Here is a 13,641-nt window from a genome sequence, read left to right on the forward strand (position 1 = left end):
GGTCACGGATGCTTAGCTATATACGGGGGGGTGATACCGTCTGAATCATTTACGAATGAGCGAATCTAAAAAAATGAGTAAACATATACTAATTGTTACCCACGGCTTCTACCCAGAGCAAAGTCCTCGTTCTTTTCGTGCCACCGAACTCGCCAAAGAATTTTGCCGGCAAGGACATCGGGTTACGGTTATAGCTCCCTATCGGGAAGCCACGGCTACCTTGGCTACGGCCTGTGGATTCGAGTACAAATCGTTGGGTAGGTTAACTTGGAGCATTTTTAATTTCAGGAGTTTGGGATTCGTTGGGAGATTGTATAACAAGGGCGTAAACCGCCTATTACCCCTCCTGTTGGAATACCCAATGATGGAGCTTTTTTTTAAAGTAAGAAAAGCGTTAAAAAAGGAGAGGACACCATACGATTTATTGATTTCCATTGCGGTACCTTATGCCATACACTGGGGAGTGGCGTCGAATTGGCGAAAGGATAATTCCAGAAAAATGGCGAGGGTATGGGTAGCCGATTGTGGCGATCCCTATTGCCTGCAGGAGAACGATACGTTTCGGCCACCTGTCTATTTTAGGTGGGTGGAAAAATGGTTTATGCGCAAGGCCGATTTTATTTCAATTCCAACGGAACAGTCGATAGCTGGATATTTTCCGGAATTTCATCCCAAAATGCGGGTAATTCCGCAGGGGTTTCGTTTTGAGAAGGGGAAGCAATTGCTGGTAAAAGATGACGGGGTCGTTCGGTTTGGGTACGGCGGTTCCTTTATTTCCGGAAGAAGAGATCCAAATCGCCTGTTGGAATTTCTTTGTTCCTTGGATGAATCCTATCGGTTTGAATTTCATGTATATACCTCACAACAGTCCTTTGTCTTGCCCTATGCAAGGCGAGATTCACGTATCTGCTGGCACGACCCTATACCGAGGGTGGATTTACTTGGGGTCTTTTCTTCCTTTGATTTCCTTGTGAACTTCAGCAATCAAGGTCGTGCTCAGACGCCCAGTAAGTTGATTGACTATGCGATCCTGGATAAGCCGGTTTTGAATATCGACACGCCGGTACTTGATACAAATCGCGTTTTTTCCTTCTTAAAGGGAGACTATCGAGAAAGGCTGGTTTTGGAAAACACCGAAGAATACCGAATAGAGAAGGTTAGCGGGCGCTTCCTGGATTTACTAAACGAAATAAGTGCGGGCGATAAAGAAGGTTAATTTATCCGCCTATGTGTGGGTTTGGCTGGTAAATCCGCTTCTTGCCGCTTTGCCGCTAATGAGGGATTTTGGGCGACAACGGAACATGCTTCCTTTTTTGTTGTTGTCTTTTTTCTTCGGTCTGTCTTTCGTATTGGTACCGGGATCCGGTATTGATGCCACCCGTTATGCGGCCGAACTTGCTTTTCACCACGAAGCGGGTACAAGCTTTTCCAAATACATTGGTGGCGTGTATTCCGAGGGAAGTAAAGTTGATTTGTACCAGCCGTTGGTTACCTGGACTGTGAGTCGTTTTACGGGCAACTACCAATGGTTGTTTGGGATGTTTTCGCTGGTTTTTGGGTATTTTTGGTTTAAAGTGCTCCTACTGATTCGCCAGCAAATCCGAATTCCCTTTCGTGGCCTTGTTTTGGCAGCCTTTCTGCTAGTGGCTCTGATTAATCCAATTTGGAGTATCAATGGCGTGCGTATGTGGACGGCCGTACAGATGTTCTTTTATGGCTTGCTGGTATTTCACGTGCAGGGGCAGAAAAAGGCTTGGATTTGGTTGGTGCTGCCGGTATTCGTACATTTTTCCCTGGCATTTCCATTGGCGCTTTACCTTGTATTGCGATTCGTTCCCGTACGTTCGGTCCAGCCATTTTTCTACGGATACCTTGCTACTTTTTTTGTTGGGGAGCTTGACCTGGATCTGGTCCGGAGTTATTTCGAACTTTTGCCTGGTTTTTTGCAGTCTAGAAAAGCTTATTTGAACGAAGCCTACGTGGAGCAAATCGCAAAAGCCGATAAAAATTTGGGAACGCATGTGCTGGTTGCGAAGTTTCTGCAGCGGTACAGTATGGTCGCGACGGTCCTTTTTATTTATTATTTCTATTATGTTCGATCGAGGCTACGACTAGGCAAGCCGCATACTGTTTTTGTGCTCGCCTTACTATATAGCTCTTTTTCCAACCTTCTCTTGCAAATTCCCTCGGGGGGGAGATATATCGTACTTTCTAACCTATTGCTCTTGGTATCGTTGATTTATTTTCTTTCCGAAAGTAACTTTCGGATTCCTGCCGTATGGAAATATTTATTATTGGTCTCTTTTTCGCTGGTGGGGATATTCAAAATTCGAGAGGGATTTGATTTTATTGGCATATTCTTTATCATAGGCAATCCGGTGATCAATCTTCTGGTGCAGGATACCACACCCTTGATTGTTTTTATTAAATCGCTCTTATGATACCAACGAAGAATTGGCTCAAGGGCTATTTTGGTGGCCTGAAGGCAAATAGAATAGGCCTTCGAACAAACCGAAAGGTGGTGGTGTTTGAATCGGACGACTGGGGCGCCATACGAACGCCTTCAAGACAGGCACTGCGGGCGTTTGAAAAACGTGGGTTTGATCTAGAGGCCAGCCTGTATAAAGTGGACGCACTTGCCTCCCGTACGGACCTCGAAGATCTATTCGATTTATTGCTTCGTCATAGAAATTCCAGCGGTAGATCTCCTGTTATTACAGCGAATGCCATCATGGCAAATCCCGATTTTGGAAAAATTGCTGCTTCGGATTTTCGTGAGTACCACTTTGAGCGATTTACCGACACGTTTTTGCGTTATCCCGAGCACACAACTAATTTGGCCCTGTGGAAAAAGGGTCTGGAGATGGGGATTTTCGTGCCAGAGTACCACGGTCGGGAGCATGTAAATGTCAAACGCTGGTTACAGGCCCTATCAAAAGGGGACGAAAAGACCCATTTTTCGTTTCTATTGGGAAGCACCTATTCCGGGAATGGAGATTATGCGTACATGGAGTCATTCGATTGGGATTCACCCCAGGAGGTCGGTTCCCATAAGGCGATAATTCGGGAAGGTGCCAGGTTGTTTGCTGAGACGTTCGGTAGGGATCCAAGGGCCTTTATTGCTCCATGTTACAACTGGGATCCCGCGCTTGAACCCACATTGTCAGAAATCGGCGTTTCCTGGATTCAAGGCTTATCCACGCAGCTCGCTCCGACCGGAGTGTTTGATGCCTATCATCCGATCCGGCACTATTTTGGAGCATCAAATGGACTTGGTTTCCGGTACAATGTTCGCAATGTGTTCTTTGAACCGGTCAACGATCCGGGTAGAGACTGGACCGATACCGCCATGGCCCGAATTCAAGCAGCATTCCTGATGAATAAGCCTGCCGTCATCTGCACACATCGATTGAATTATATCGGATTCATCGATTCAAAAAACAGATCCAATGGACTGCACCACCTCAATCGTTTGTTAACCGCTATCTTAAAGAAATGGCCCGACGTAGCTTTTGTTAGTACGGCTGACCTGGCCAACTTTATCGTCTAGCATATGTCAAAAATTAAAATTGGGTTTACGGGAGATTTCTGCCCTTGGCAACGGGTGCAGGACGGTTTCATAAGCGGCGACTGGACCGAGAGGTTTCAGGAGGTGCTTCCCTTCTTTCGCGAGAACGATTGCAATATCATCGATCTGGAATGCCCGTTAACAAATGCAACACATAGGATCAGCAAAACAGGTCCGCATATCAAATCAATTCCGGAGACGGCAGAGATACTGAAATACCTTACCTGTGACCTCGTGGTGACCGCAAATAATCATTTCAAGGATTACGGTTGGCAGGGGATGAAGGACAGTTACGATGCATTGATGTTCCATAATATAGGTTGGTGTGGAAGTGGGGCGAACCGTGGCGAGGCGTCGGAAACGGCGGTGTTGCACTTCAATGAAGTAGCTGTTGCGGTTATCAATATGGCAGAAAATGAATGGACAACTACACACGGTGCCGAGCCCGGTTGCCATTCGATTGATTATCCCACTGCCTTGCAAAAAATTCAGGAAGCACGGGCAGCGGACATAGATTTCGTAGCAGTAGTGTTGCACGGGGGCCACGAACATTATCCCCTGCCCAGCCCCCGGATGAAGGCCCAATTTCGCTTTATGATTGACGCGGGAGCAGACGCTGTGGTGGGTCACCACACCCACATTGTTTCCGGGTATGAAGTATATAAAAACAAGCCGATTTTTTACAGCTTGGGAAATTTTTGTTTCGATTGGCCCGGCCAGAGAAACGGTTCCTGGAACCGTGGGATGCTTTTGCGTTTGGTTTTTGAAAAAGGAAAGCACCCGGAGTTTGAATTTAGCTACATCCATCAAAACGATGATTTTGTGGGGGTCCGCTTTGTAGATAACCAACTCCGGCAGGAGCTCGATAAGGAACAGCTGCGCTTAAATGCCATTATTGCGGACGATCGGACACTGCATCGGGAGTTTGAGCGGTACGCGGAGAGCCTGAGCGGCGTCATGCTCAGTCGCATTCAACCTTATCGGCATCGGTTTTTAGTAGCCCTGCACAAGCGGGGTCTCCTTCCGGATCTGATGGGGTCTTCGAAAAGGAAAATGCTTCAAATACTTACGCAGTGCGAATCCCATCGGGAGGTGTTGCTTTCCACATTAAAAAAAATTAATTGACACATGTGCGGACTTAGTGGATATGTATTGCGTAGCGGGAAGGAAGATAGCTCAGCGCATATTTTGACAATGTTAGCGATGCAGCGGCATCGGGGTCCAGACGACTCCGGGGTTTTAGGGCTGAACATGCAATCGGGCAGCGCAGAAGAAGTGGATGGTCAGGTTCCGTCGGCCTTCCAAACGTCTCCAAACTTAATTTTTGGATTCAACCGCTTGAGCATTATCGATTTAACGGCGGCAGGACACCAGCCCATGGTCGATAAAAAGGCAAAAGTTGCGCTAATGATGAACGGGGAGGTTTACAATGCGTTTGATTTTAAGCCTTCGCTGATCGGGAAGGGGTACCGTTTCAACGGGAATAGCGATACAGAGGTCGTATTGAACCTCTACCTGGAATACGGGCTGAAAGGCATGCTTGATCGAATTAATGGAATGTTTGCGATCGCTATTTTCGACGGGAGAAAGCAACGACTGTATTTGATACGTGATCGTTTGGGGATCAAGCCCTTGTACGTATTAACTGAGGAAAACCGTATAGCCTTTGCCTCTGAGATGAAAAGCTTCAAAGGGCTGCCCGGGGTTAAATTTGAGCTGGATGAATCGAAGCTTTCCGAATTCCTGCTTTTCAGAAATACCATTAACCAGACGCTTTTTAAAAACATCGTAAATATTACGCCAGGAACGTATTGGGAAATTCGTTCCACCGGTGAAACCAGGGAGTTTTGCTACTACGATATCCGCATAGAAGGCAAACATTCGCATTCGGTGGGCCAAAAGGAGCTCGAAGCAGCGCTGCGGAATTCGGTACGCAGGCAAATGATCAGCGATGTAAAGCTGGGCTGCCAACTCTCGGGAGGTGTGGATTCTTCGCTGGTAACCGCTTTTGCCGCGGATACCTTGGCAGAGAGGGATTTAGAAACGGTATCCATTGTCTTTGAAGACGAGCGTTTCACCGAAAAGAAATACATCGATGCAGTGGCGGAAAAGTATCGCTTAAAGTCGCACCAATTCACTTTGGATGCACAGGCCTATTTCGATTTATTGGAAGAAGCGGTGTGGCATTTCGAGCAACCCCTCAACCATCCCAATACCATCGGCATTAAGTTACTCAGCAGAGAAGCCAAAAAACACGTGACCGTGTTGCTAAGTGGAGAAGGAGCAGACGAGGCCCTGGCGGGTTACGGACGTTTTTTACCGGGCGCACAAAAACTTTTTTCAAGTATAAACTTAAAGAAGGGAATGAAGAACCGCGCCAAAGGGATGACTTTTCTCAAAGGTATCATTGAGCCCGACAAACGCTATGTGCTACAAACCGCCTATGGTGGCGTAGCTACTGCTACAGCTTTATATCGTAATTTTGATTTCGACGAGGCTTTAAACAGTCGCCTAGCTTTATACGCTAGTGTCCAAGATAAGCCGGCCCGCAAAAAAAGGAAATATGAACTCCTCACTTACCTACCTGATTTACTGATGCGACAGGATAAGATGTCCATGGCCCACAGTATTGAAAATCGAGTGCCCTTCTTGGACAATGAAATGGTAGAAGCCGCCCTCCGGGTGCCCGATGAGCTACTGGTTAAAAAACACCGCAATAAATGGGAAGGAAAATGGCTTTTGAAAGAAATTTGTTCCGAAGCTTTGGAGGAATCCTTTGCCTATCGGTCCAAGATGGGTTTTGGGATTCCCCTGAAGGAGTTTTTTGGCTCCGCGGCGTTTAAGAAGCGCTGGAATGAGAAACTACTGCCCGGCATCAAGCAAAGAGGCATATTTCGTCACCATACTTTAGAAAAGTTTATGCAAAATCCACAATACATGAATGTCGATCAGTTGGATGCCTTATGGCTGATGGTGGGATTTGAAATTTGGGCAACCCAATACATAGATTAGATGATTGCTATTCACAAGAGTACCTTTGGGTTTCATCCCCGATGGATTGCGTACTGCGAGAAGCGGGGAATTGCGTATAAATTGGTAAACTGCTACGCCAATGACCTTATTGAGCAATTAAAGAATTGTAAGGCTTTGATGTGGCACTTTAATCATGGAAATCATCGCGATAATCTTATTGCCAGGCAGATCCTGTTTGCATTGGAGCATACCGGCTTTCAGGTTTTTCCGGATTTTCGAACTGCCTGGCATTTTGACGATAAAGTGGCGCAAAAATACCTCTTTGAGGCAATCGATGCGCCGCTTGTTCCGAGTTATGCCTACTTTTCAAAAAAAGAAGCGCTGGATTGGGCCAATCAAGCGACCTTCCCCAAGGTATTCAAATTAAGAAATGGGGCTGGATCACAGAATGTTCGGCTCATCCACACCCGCGCGCAGGCAATTCAGATCATCAAAAAGGCCTTTTCTAGCGGATTTCCAAAGTACGATTCTTGGGGGAGTTTGCGGGATCGTCTGTATAAATTTCGACGTGGGAAAGCATCAATCGTAGAGGTGCTGAAAGGTATGGCCAGACTAATTTATGCCCCGGCGTATGCCCGCATGGGATCCCGGGAAGTGGGGTACGTATACTTTCAGGATTTTGTCCCTCAGAACGATTCCGATATCCGCATTATCGTCATCGGCGGGAAGGCCTTCGGATTAAAGCGATTTGTGAGGGAGGGGGATTTTCGTGCATCCGGAAGTGGTAGTTTTGCCTATTCCCGGGACTTGTTCGACATTCGGTGCGTTCAAATTGCCTTTGATACCGTGCGACGTTTGAAATTGCAGGTCGGTGTTTTTGATTTTGTTTTTGATTCGGAAAATAACCCGCTAATCGTTGAGGTAAGTTACGGTTACGCACATGCCGCCTATGACCATTGTCCCGGATACTGGGATACGCAACTGGACTGGCATGAAGGCAAAACTGTAAAAGAGGAGTGGATGGTGGAATTAATGCTAACTTGTTTGGAGGTTGAATTCCACTAAACGAATTTGCATGGTCATTCATTCGCTTCAAGCCGGAGGCATGGAACGAGTGATGTCGGAGATCGCAAACCATGCTGCCTCTCTAGAGACCTACGAGGTGCACGTCGTGCTTTTCGGTGTAAATCCAGAAGTTTTTTATCCATTGGCTGATGGAATTACAGTACATCGACCCCATTTTAAATTTGATCGTTCGAGATTATTTATAAGTAGCCTACGGACGCTCTATTTCCTAAGAAAAACCCTCAGCCGCTTACAGCCGCATGCCGCGCTTAGTTTTGGGGAATATTGGAACAGCTTTGTACTGATATCCCTGCTGGGTACAAGTGTTCCTTTGTTTGTATCGGATCGAAGTCAACCAGGAAAGGCGTTGAGCCGAACCCAGGAAAGATTACGGAATTGGTTGTATCCGAAGGCAAAAGGTGTGATCGCTCAAACATCGAACGCAAGGCGAATCTATAAAACGAAATATAAGCATCCGAACATCACCGTGATCGGGAATCCCATACGGCAAATCCTCTCCGGTCCTTATCGGGAAGAGGGACGAGAAAATACGATCCTGATGGTTGGTAGACTGATTGCCACAAAGCACCAAGATCGCCTTATTCGGATATTTTTAGAGATTGATGAGCGAAACTGGAAGCTCGTCTTGGTGGGATACGACCACCTCAAGCAAAACCATCGTGCACGCTTGCAACATATGATTGATGAAAACGGAGCACGGGATCGAATTTTTCTGGTAGGAAAGCAAGCAAATGTGGATAGTTATTATCTAAAAAGTAAAATCTTCGCTTTTACATCCAGTTCCGAGGGTTTTCCCAACGTGATCGGAGAGGCATTATCCGCTGGACTGCCCGTGGTTTCCTATGATTGTGATTCTGGTCCTTCGGATTTAGTCATTGATGGCCAGAATGGCTTTTTGGTACCGGTATTTGATGATGAACGATTCAAAGAATGCTTGAGTCGACTCATGCAGGACCATTCGTTGCGGGGAAAAATGGCAATCAATGCTGCACGAAGTGCAGCACGTTTTGAACGGGAAAAAATTTCCCAACGATTTTTAGATTTTCTCTCAGTCAAGTAGTGTATCGGTAAATTTTTAGATCGGGTAATTTTAAAAAATAATTGAAAGAACTCATTTCTTAGAAGTAAGAAGAGGCAAGTATAGCCCGTAGCGATGCAGAACCGGCATTAAGTGATGCCCGATTAAATGTCGGGTGTAACTCCCCTGTTTTTAGCAGTAATAGCGCTACGGAAAGAAGTTGGAATGCGGTAGGTTAATTTTAGTAGGACTCGTTGGAAAACTGATTTAATTCTTTTTTGGCAGTAGCGAAGTCACCGTAACGAATTCAAATAAGTCATAGTGGAAAAACTGCATTTGTTGATAAGAATCTTTTTTGTCAACTCTTTTTTTCTTTTTACTAGCAAATAAGCGTTTATGAACATCCTAATAATCGGATCAAAAGGTTTTATAGGAAGCTATCTCAAGAAGTATTTTGAGGCCCGAGGTCATGTCATTTTCCATGCAGATGTCATCGTTGACTACAGAGAAGGCCCAAATTATTTTTTGGTCGATGCTAGTAATGCCGATTTTGTTTCAATTTTCAGGAATAAGCGCTTCGATGTTTGTATTAATTGCTCCGGTGCAGCCTCTGTTCCTCAGTCGATGCAGTGGCCTGGTAGGGATTTCGCCCTCAACACGTCGAATGTTTTTCATATACTCGATTCCATCCGAATGTTTCAGCCCGAGTGTTTGTTTATTAATTTCTCCAGTGCGGCGGTATATGGCAATCCCGATGTGTTGCCGATCCCGGAAGACCTCCCACCACGGCCCATGTCGCCCTATGGAATCCACAAATTAATGAGCGAGCAAATTTGCCGCGAGTTTTATGCATTTTTTAACATTAAAACGTGTTCCCTTCGTGTTTTTTCAGCCTATGGGGAAGGACTTACCAAACAGCTTTTTTGGGATATTGCGCAAAAAATAAAAATGGGCAATTCCATTGAATTATTTGGAACGGGTAACGAATCCCGGGATTTTATTTACATCGAGGACCTGGCAGCCGCTGTTAATAGTGTAATAGTCAATGGCTCTTTTACGGGGGAGGCGATCAATGTAGCGAATGGCTCTGAAACGACAATCCGGGAAGCTGTAAATACATTTTTAGACGTATTCGAGAAACCAGTTAAGGTACATTTCCGAGGCGAAGAGCGGACAGGAGACCCCCTGAATTGGTGTGCCAATACCAGTAAACTAATGAGTTTTGGTTTTCGTCCTAAATTTTCCTTGTATGCCGGACTTTCTAATTATGTGAATTGGCTCCATGAAGAAGATTATCTAACCAAAAAATCAGTATATTGAAAATAGCACTACTGTTTAATTTTAATCCCGTCTGGACTGGGGGAATTATTTATCTCCAGAATTGTATTCGGATTTTAAAATTTCTTGACCCGGAAGACAAACCCGAACTTTTGGTATTTATACCCCCCCAATTAAAGCATTATATAGAGGGAATCGACTACCAGAAACTTGAGGTGATTGACTGGAATTTTCCATCTCCGAAAATGGGCTTTTTGGAATCATTGATTAGGCAGGAAAACCTTTTTGTACGGGATATAATACAGGAATTCCAACCGGACATTCTATTCCCCCAACAAAATTTTCCTGTTTCTACTAAGAACCAATCCAAAGACCTTGCCTGGTATGCCGATTTGCAGCACAAGTATTATCCGGAATTTTTTACCCGGTCAAAAAGGATCGAGCGGGACCTCCGAATCAGGTTCACACTAAAAAATGCAACGGATATCTTGGTTTCGAGCGAAGCAGTGATGAACGATTTCTATAAATGGTATGAGATCCCCTCCCATATTCAGTTTCATACCTATCGGTTTGTTTCTATTGTTGACACCTTGCCCAACCTGAATGCAGAGGATATACGAAAAAAATACGGGCTACCTGAAAAGTATTTTATGGTGAGTAACCAGTTTCATCGGCATAAGAATCACAAAACCGTGTTCGAGGCAATGGCAACGTTGAAACGTCAAGGAGTACCAATACACCTCGCTGTCACTGGCAGATTGCCATTAGATCCAGCGTCAGCCTATTTGAAAGAGCTACAGGAGATATTGAAAAAAAATCAGCTTGGAGACACGATTTCATTGTTAGGGTTGATCCCCAGAGAGGAACAATTACTGCTGATGAGGCAGGCAAAAGCCATCATTCAGCCCAGTTTATTTGAAGGATGGAGCACGGTGATTGAGGATGCCCGTTCGCTTCAAGTACCCGTCATTGCATCCGATATTGATGTAAATCGGGAACAATTGGGAGACACCGGTTTTTATTTTCCCCCACACAATTCGGACACGTTAGTTCGTCGAATGAAAGCGATCAGCAATAGGCAATTTATGCGTGATTTATACGAGCCCTACGAGCTTCGAATGAAGCGCGCAGCATACGAGCTGCTTGGTATTTTTCGAAAGATTCGCTAGTACGCTACCTGGTCCGATCAGATTCGTTGTCATCAAACGGCCCATATTTTGATACTACCCGATGGATACAAAAACATTTTCCCATGTCTGTTTCACTGATACGTCCCCATATAAAAAATTTAATCGGCAAATCGGTCGGTAATAAGTACCTAATCATTGAATCCGACGATTGGGGATCCATCCGTATGCCTTCCCTGGATGTTTGCAAACGCCTGCAAGCAGCAGGAGTCAACCTTGGAAAGGGAGAATCCGAACGATACAACCGCACGGATACCCTGGCAAGTGCGGCCGATTTAGAGGCGCTTTTCGGTACCTTAACGAAATTCAAGGATAGAAGGGGGAATCATCCGGTAATTACGGCGGTTTCTGTGGTAGCCAATCCGGATTTTGACAAAATCCGGGAGGATCGCTTTGCCTGCTATCATTACGAGTCTTTCACGGATACGCTGCGCAGGTATCGGAGGGAGGATGCGCTAAATTTATGGAGACAGGGAATGGAAGAGAAACTTTTTGTACCGGAGTTTCATGCCAGGGAGCACCTCAACGTCCCAGTTTGGATGCGGATGTTGCGAGAGGGAGACATTGCTACCCGCATGGGCTTTGATTTAGGCTGCTGGGGATTTTTGGTCAATACGCCCTATCAGATAAGCTATCAGGCAAGCTTTGACCTGGAGCGGAGAGAGGACCTGGATACCCATCGGGAGACCCTGGAAAGTGGGCTCCGGCTGTTTGAATCCATTCACGGTTATCCGCCTTCCGTGTTGGTCCCGCCCAACGGGCCGTTTCCCCTGGAGCTTGAGGAAACCAGTGCAAAAATGGGTATAAAATATATTGGTGCTTCCAAAATTCAAGTGGAACCCCTGGGCCAGGGGAAGCACCGCAAACGCCTTCATTGGCTAGGGCAGAAAAACCGGTTCCAACAGCGGTACCTGACACGCAATGTCTTTTTCGAACCAAATGCCCCTGGTGGGGATTGGGTACGGTCTTGTCTGAATGAAATCGATCATGCCTTTCTTTGGCGCAAGCCGGCGGTGATCAGCAGTCATCGTACCAATTATATGGGTAGCCTGGATGAAGATAACCGAAAAAATTGCTTGAAAAAACTTTCTGAATTATTAACCGCCGTACTTAAAAAATGGCCGGATGTGGAATTTATCACCAGTACCGAATTGGGAAGGTTGTTAGATGGGGATACTCTGGGAAAAATGAGAGACGACAAAAAAAGAAATTAACTGGCAGTCATGATCAGTGCCACCAGATGCATTAAATCGGTAGCCTGGACGAAGACAACCGAAAAAATAATCTGGAACAGCTGTGCGAATTATTCCTAGCTGTACTCAAAAAATGGAGTATGTAGAGTTTATAAGTTCGTATAAATTAAGTGAGCTGATTAAAAATGGTAAATGAAAATGCTTTTCACATGCCTCACAAAATATTGATCGTAAACCAAAACTCAGGTTATCTAACAATAGATGTGGCGAATGCCTTTATTACCGAATACGATGAGGTCGTATTAATGTATGGATTAAACCAGGTGACGGAGCGAACACTTCACCCAAAAGTTAAAGTACAGAAAACCATTACTTATAACAGAGCCTCCAAGGTAAAGCGCCTGTGGACATGGGGAATATGTACCATTCATTTAACCTGCCTATTGGCTTGGAAATACAGAGGCTATAGGGTCTTGTATTATACCAATCCTCCCATGTCTTACTTCAATGCCTTATTATTTTCAAATCCCTTTAGTGTGGTTGTTTTTGATGCCTATCCCGATTCGTTAAAGGTATTAGGAATAAGAGAATCTTCTTTGGTTTTTAGAACATGGAAATGGCTTAATAGAAAGCTCTTCTCTAAAGCAACTCAGATTATTACTTTAAGTGAAGGGATGAAGCAACAGTTATGTCAATATGTAGTTGATGAAAAAATCAAAGTCGTATCAATCTGGGCTGGTTCAGAAAGCTTTGGCCCTATCCCAAAGAAAGAAAACCCATTTTTGAAAGAGCATAATTGGGAAGATAAATTTGTCGTATTGTACTCTGGTAACATGGGAATCGGACATAAACTTGAGGTGCTGATTGAGGTAGCAGATAGTTTGCGGGATAGGAGAGAATTTCTTTTTTTGTTTGTTGGGGAGGGAGCAAAGAAGAACGTTCTCAGGACCTTAGCGTGTAGCAAAGGTCTTATCAACGTAGTTTTTTTAACCTGGCAAGGTGCCGCTGTTCTCCCTTATTCACTAGCAGCTGCTGATATAGCCGTGGTGGCGTTAGAGCCGGAAGCGGCTCGCGCGAGTGTTCCCAGTAAAACGTTTAACTACATGGCAGTGGGAGCACCTATTTTAGCGATTGGGAGTCAGGATTCGGAACTAGCCAGTATGATAACTAATTATCAGGTTGGGTTTAATTCGCCTGGTGTTGATGCAGGTGAAATCCAGGAATTTATTTTAAGCATTTTCGCTAACAAAGAAAAATCCAGAGAACTCTCTGGAAACTCGCTGAAAGCCGTACAAAAACATAGCTGTTCTAATTCGATCCAATACATCTTTCATTAAT

At 45.1% G+C, this 13,641-nt stretch carries 11 protein-coding genes; all 11 read left to right on the plus strand.

The window, feature by feature from the left end; genetic code table 11:
* Positions 1 to 73 precede the first annotated feature (73 nt).
* The 11 genes from ABWH99_RS07210 (at position 74) to ABWH99_RS07260 (ending at position 13,640) form a co-directional block, all read left to right on the plus strand.
* Positions 74 to 1,216 (plus strand): glycosyltransferase, encoded by a 1,143-nt coding sequence (locus ABWH99_RS07210; protein WP_375585613.1) that lies wholly within the window; start codon positions 74 to 76, stop codon positions 1,214 to 1,216.
* Positions 1,194 to 2,441 (plus strand): EpsG family protein, encoded by a 1,248-nt coding sequence (locus tag ABWH99_RS07215; RefSeq protein ID WP_375585614.1) that lies wholly within the window; start codon positions 1,194 to 1,196, stop codon positions 2,439 to 2,441. Before ABWH99_RS07210 ends, ABWH99_RS07215 begins: the two co-directional genes overlap by 23 nt.
* The gene (locus ABWH99_RS07220) at positions 2,438 to 3,550 is read left to right on the plus strand and encodes a hypothetical protein (RefSeq protein WP_375585615.1); all 1,113 of its coding nucleotides are present in this window, start codon (positions 2,438 to 2,440) and stop codon (positions 3,548 to 3,550) included. The genes ABWH99_RS07215 and ABWH99_RS07220 overlap by 4 nt, the downstream gene beginning before the upstream one ends.
* 3 nt (positions 3,551 to 3,553) lie before the next feature.
* Positions 3,554 to 4,693 (plus strand): CapA family protein, encoded by a 1,140-nt coding sequence (locus tag ABWH99_RS07225; RefSeq protein WP_375585616.1) that lies wholly within the window; start codon positions 3,554 to 3,556, stop codon positions 4,691 to 4,693.
* A gap of 3 nt (positions 4,694 to 4,696) precedes the next feature.
* Positions 4,697 to 6,580, plus strand: coding sequence for an asparagine synthase (glutamine-hydrolyzing) (asnB, locus tag ABWH99_RS07230; RefSeq protein WP_375585617.1), 1,884 nt, complete (start codon positions 4,697 to 4,699; stop codon positions 6,578 to 6,580).
* Positions 6,581 to 7,606: a RimK family alpha-L-glutamate ligase gene (locus tag ABWH99_RS07235; protein ID WP_375585618.1), complete on the plus strand. Its 1,026-nt coding sequence runs from the start codon at positions 6,581 to 6,583 to the stop codon at positions 7,604 to 7,606.
* Positions 7,607 to 7,616: 10 nt separating this feature from the next.
* Positions 7,617 to 8,687 (plus strand): glycosyltransferase, encoded by a 1,071-nt coding sequence (locus tag ABWH99_RS07240; RefSeq protein ID WP_375585619.1) that lies wholly within the window; start codon positions 7,617 to 7,619, stop codon positions 8,685 to 8,687.
* Positions 8,688 to 9,041: 354 nt separating this feature from the next.
* Positions 9,042 to 9,965, plus strand: coding sequence for an NAD-dependent epimerase/dehydratase family protein (locus tag ABWH99_RS07245; RefSeq protein ID WP_375585620.1), 924 nt, complete (start codon positions 9,042 to 9,044; stop codon positions 9,963 to 9,965).
* A complete protein-coding gene (locus ABWH99_RS07250) occupies positions 9,962 to 11,092 on the plus strand; it encodes a glycosyltransferase family 4 protein (protein WP_375585621.1) in 1,131 nt (376 codons plus the stop codon). Before ABWH99_RS07245 ends, ABWH99_RS07250 begins: the two co-directional genes overlap by 4 nt.
* Before the next feature lie 83 nt (positions 11,093 to 11,175).
* A complete protein-coding gene (locus tag ABWH99_RS07255) occupies positions 11,176 to 12,324 on the plus strand; it encodes a hypothetical protein (RefSeq protein WP_375585622.1) in 1,149 nt (382 codons plus the stop codon).
* A gap of 188 nt (positions 12,325 to 12,512) precedes the next feature.
* Positions 12,513 to 13,640 carry a glycosyltransferase family 4 protein gene (locus ABWH99_RS07260; RefSeq protein WP_375585623.1) on the plus strand — a complete coding sequence of 376 codons (1,128 nt, stop codon included), beginning with the start codon at positions 12,513 to 12,515 and terminating at the stop codon, positions 13,638 to 13,640.
* Position 13,641 lies beyond the last annotated feature (1 nt).

Source organism: Cyclobacterium xiamenense (assembly GCF_042140265.1).
GTDB classification, from domain to species: Bacteria; Bacteroidota; Bacteroidia; order Cytophagales; family Cyclobacteriaceae; genus Cyclobacterium; species Cyclobacterium xiamenense_A.

Bases quoted from the DNA above. Each gene is read 5' to 3' on its own strand.
- ABWH99_RS07210 (WP_375585613.1), top strand. From the start codon at position 74: ATGAGTAAACATATACTAATTGTTACCCACGGCTTCTACCCAGAGCAA.
- ABWH99_RS07220 (WP_375585615.1), top strand. From the start codon at position 2,438: ATGATACCAACGAAGAATTGGCTCAAGGGCTATTTTGGTGGCCTGAAG.
- ABWH99_RS07225 (WP_375585616.1), top strand. From the start codon at position 3,554: ATGTCAAAAATTAAAATTGGGTTTACGGGAGATTTCTGCCCTTGGCAA.
- asnB (WP_375585617.1), top strand. From the start codon at position 4,697: ATGTGCGGACTTAGTGGATATGTATTGCGTAGCGGGAAGGAAGATAGC.
- ABWH99_RS07235 (WP_375585618.1), top strand. From the start codon at position 6,581: ATGATTGCTATTCACAAGAGTACCTTTGGGTTTCATCCCCGATGGATT.
- ABWH99_RS07240 (WP_375585619.1), top strand. From the start codon at position 7,617: ATGGTCATTCATTCGCTTCAAGCCGGAGGCATGGAACGAGTGATGTCG.
- ABWH99_RS07245 (WP_375585620.1), top strand. From the start codon at position 9,042: ATGAACATCCTAATAATCGGATCAAAAGGTTTTATAGGAAGCTATCTC.
- ABWH99_RS07255 (WP_375585622.1), top strand. From the start codon at position 11,176: ATGTCTGTTTCACTGATACGTCCCCATATAAAAAATTTAATCGGCAAA.
- ABWH99_RS07260 (WP_375585623.1), top strand. From the start codon at position 12,513: ATGCCTCACAAAATATTGATCGTAAACCAAAACTCAGGTTATCTAACA.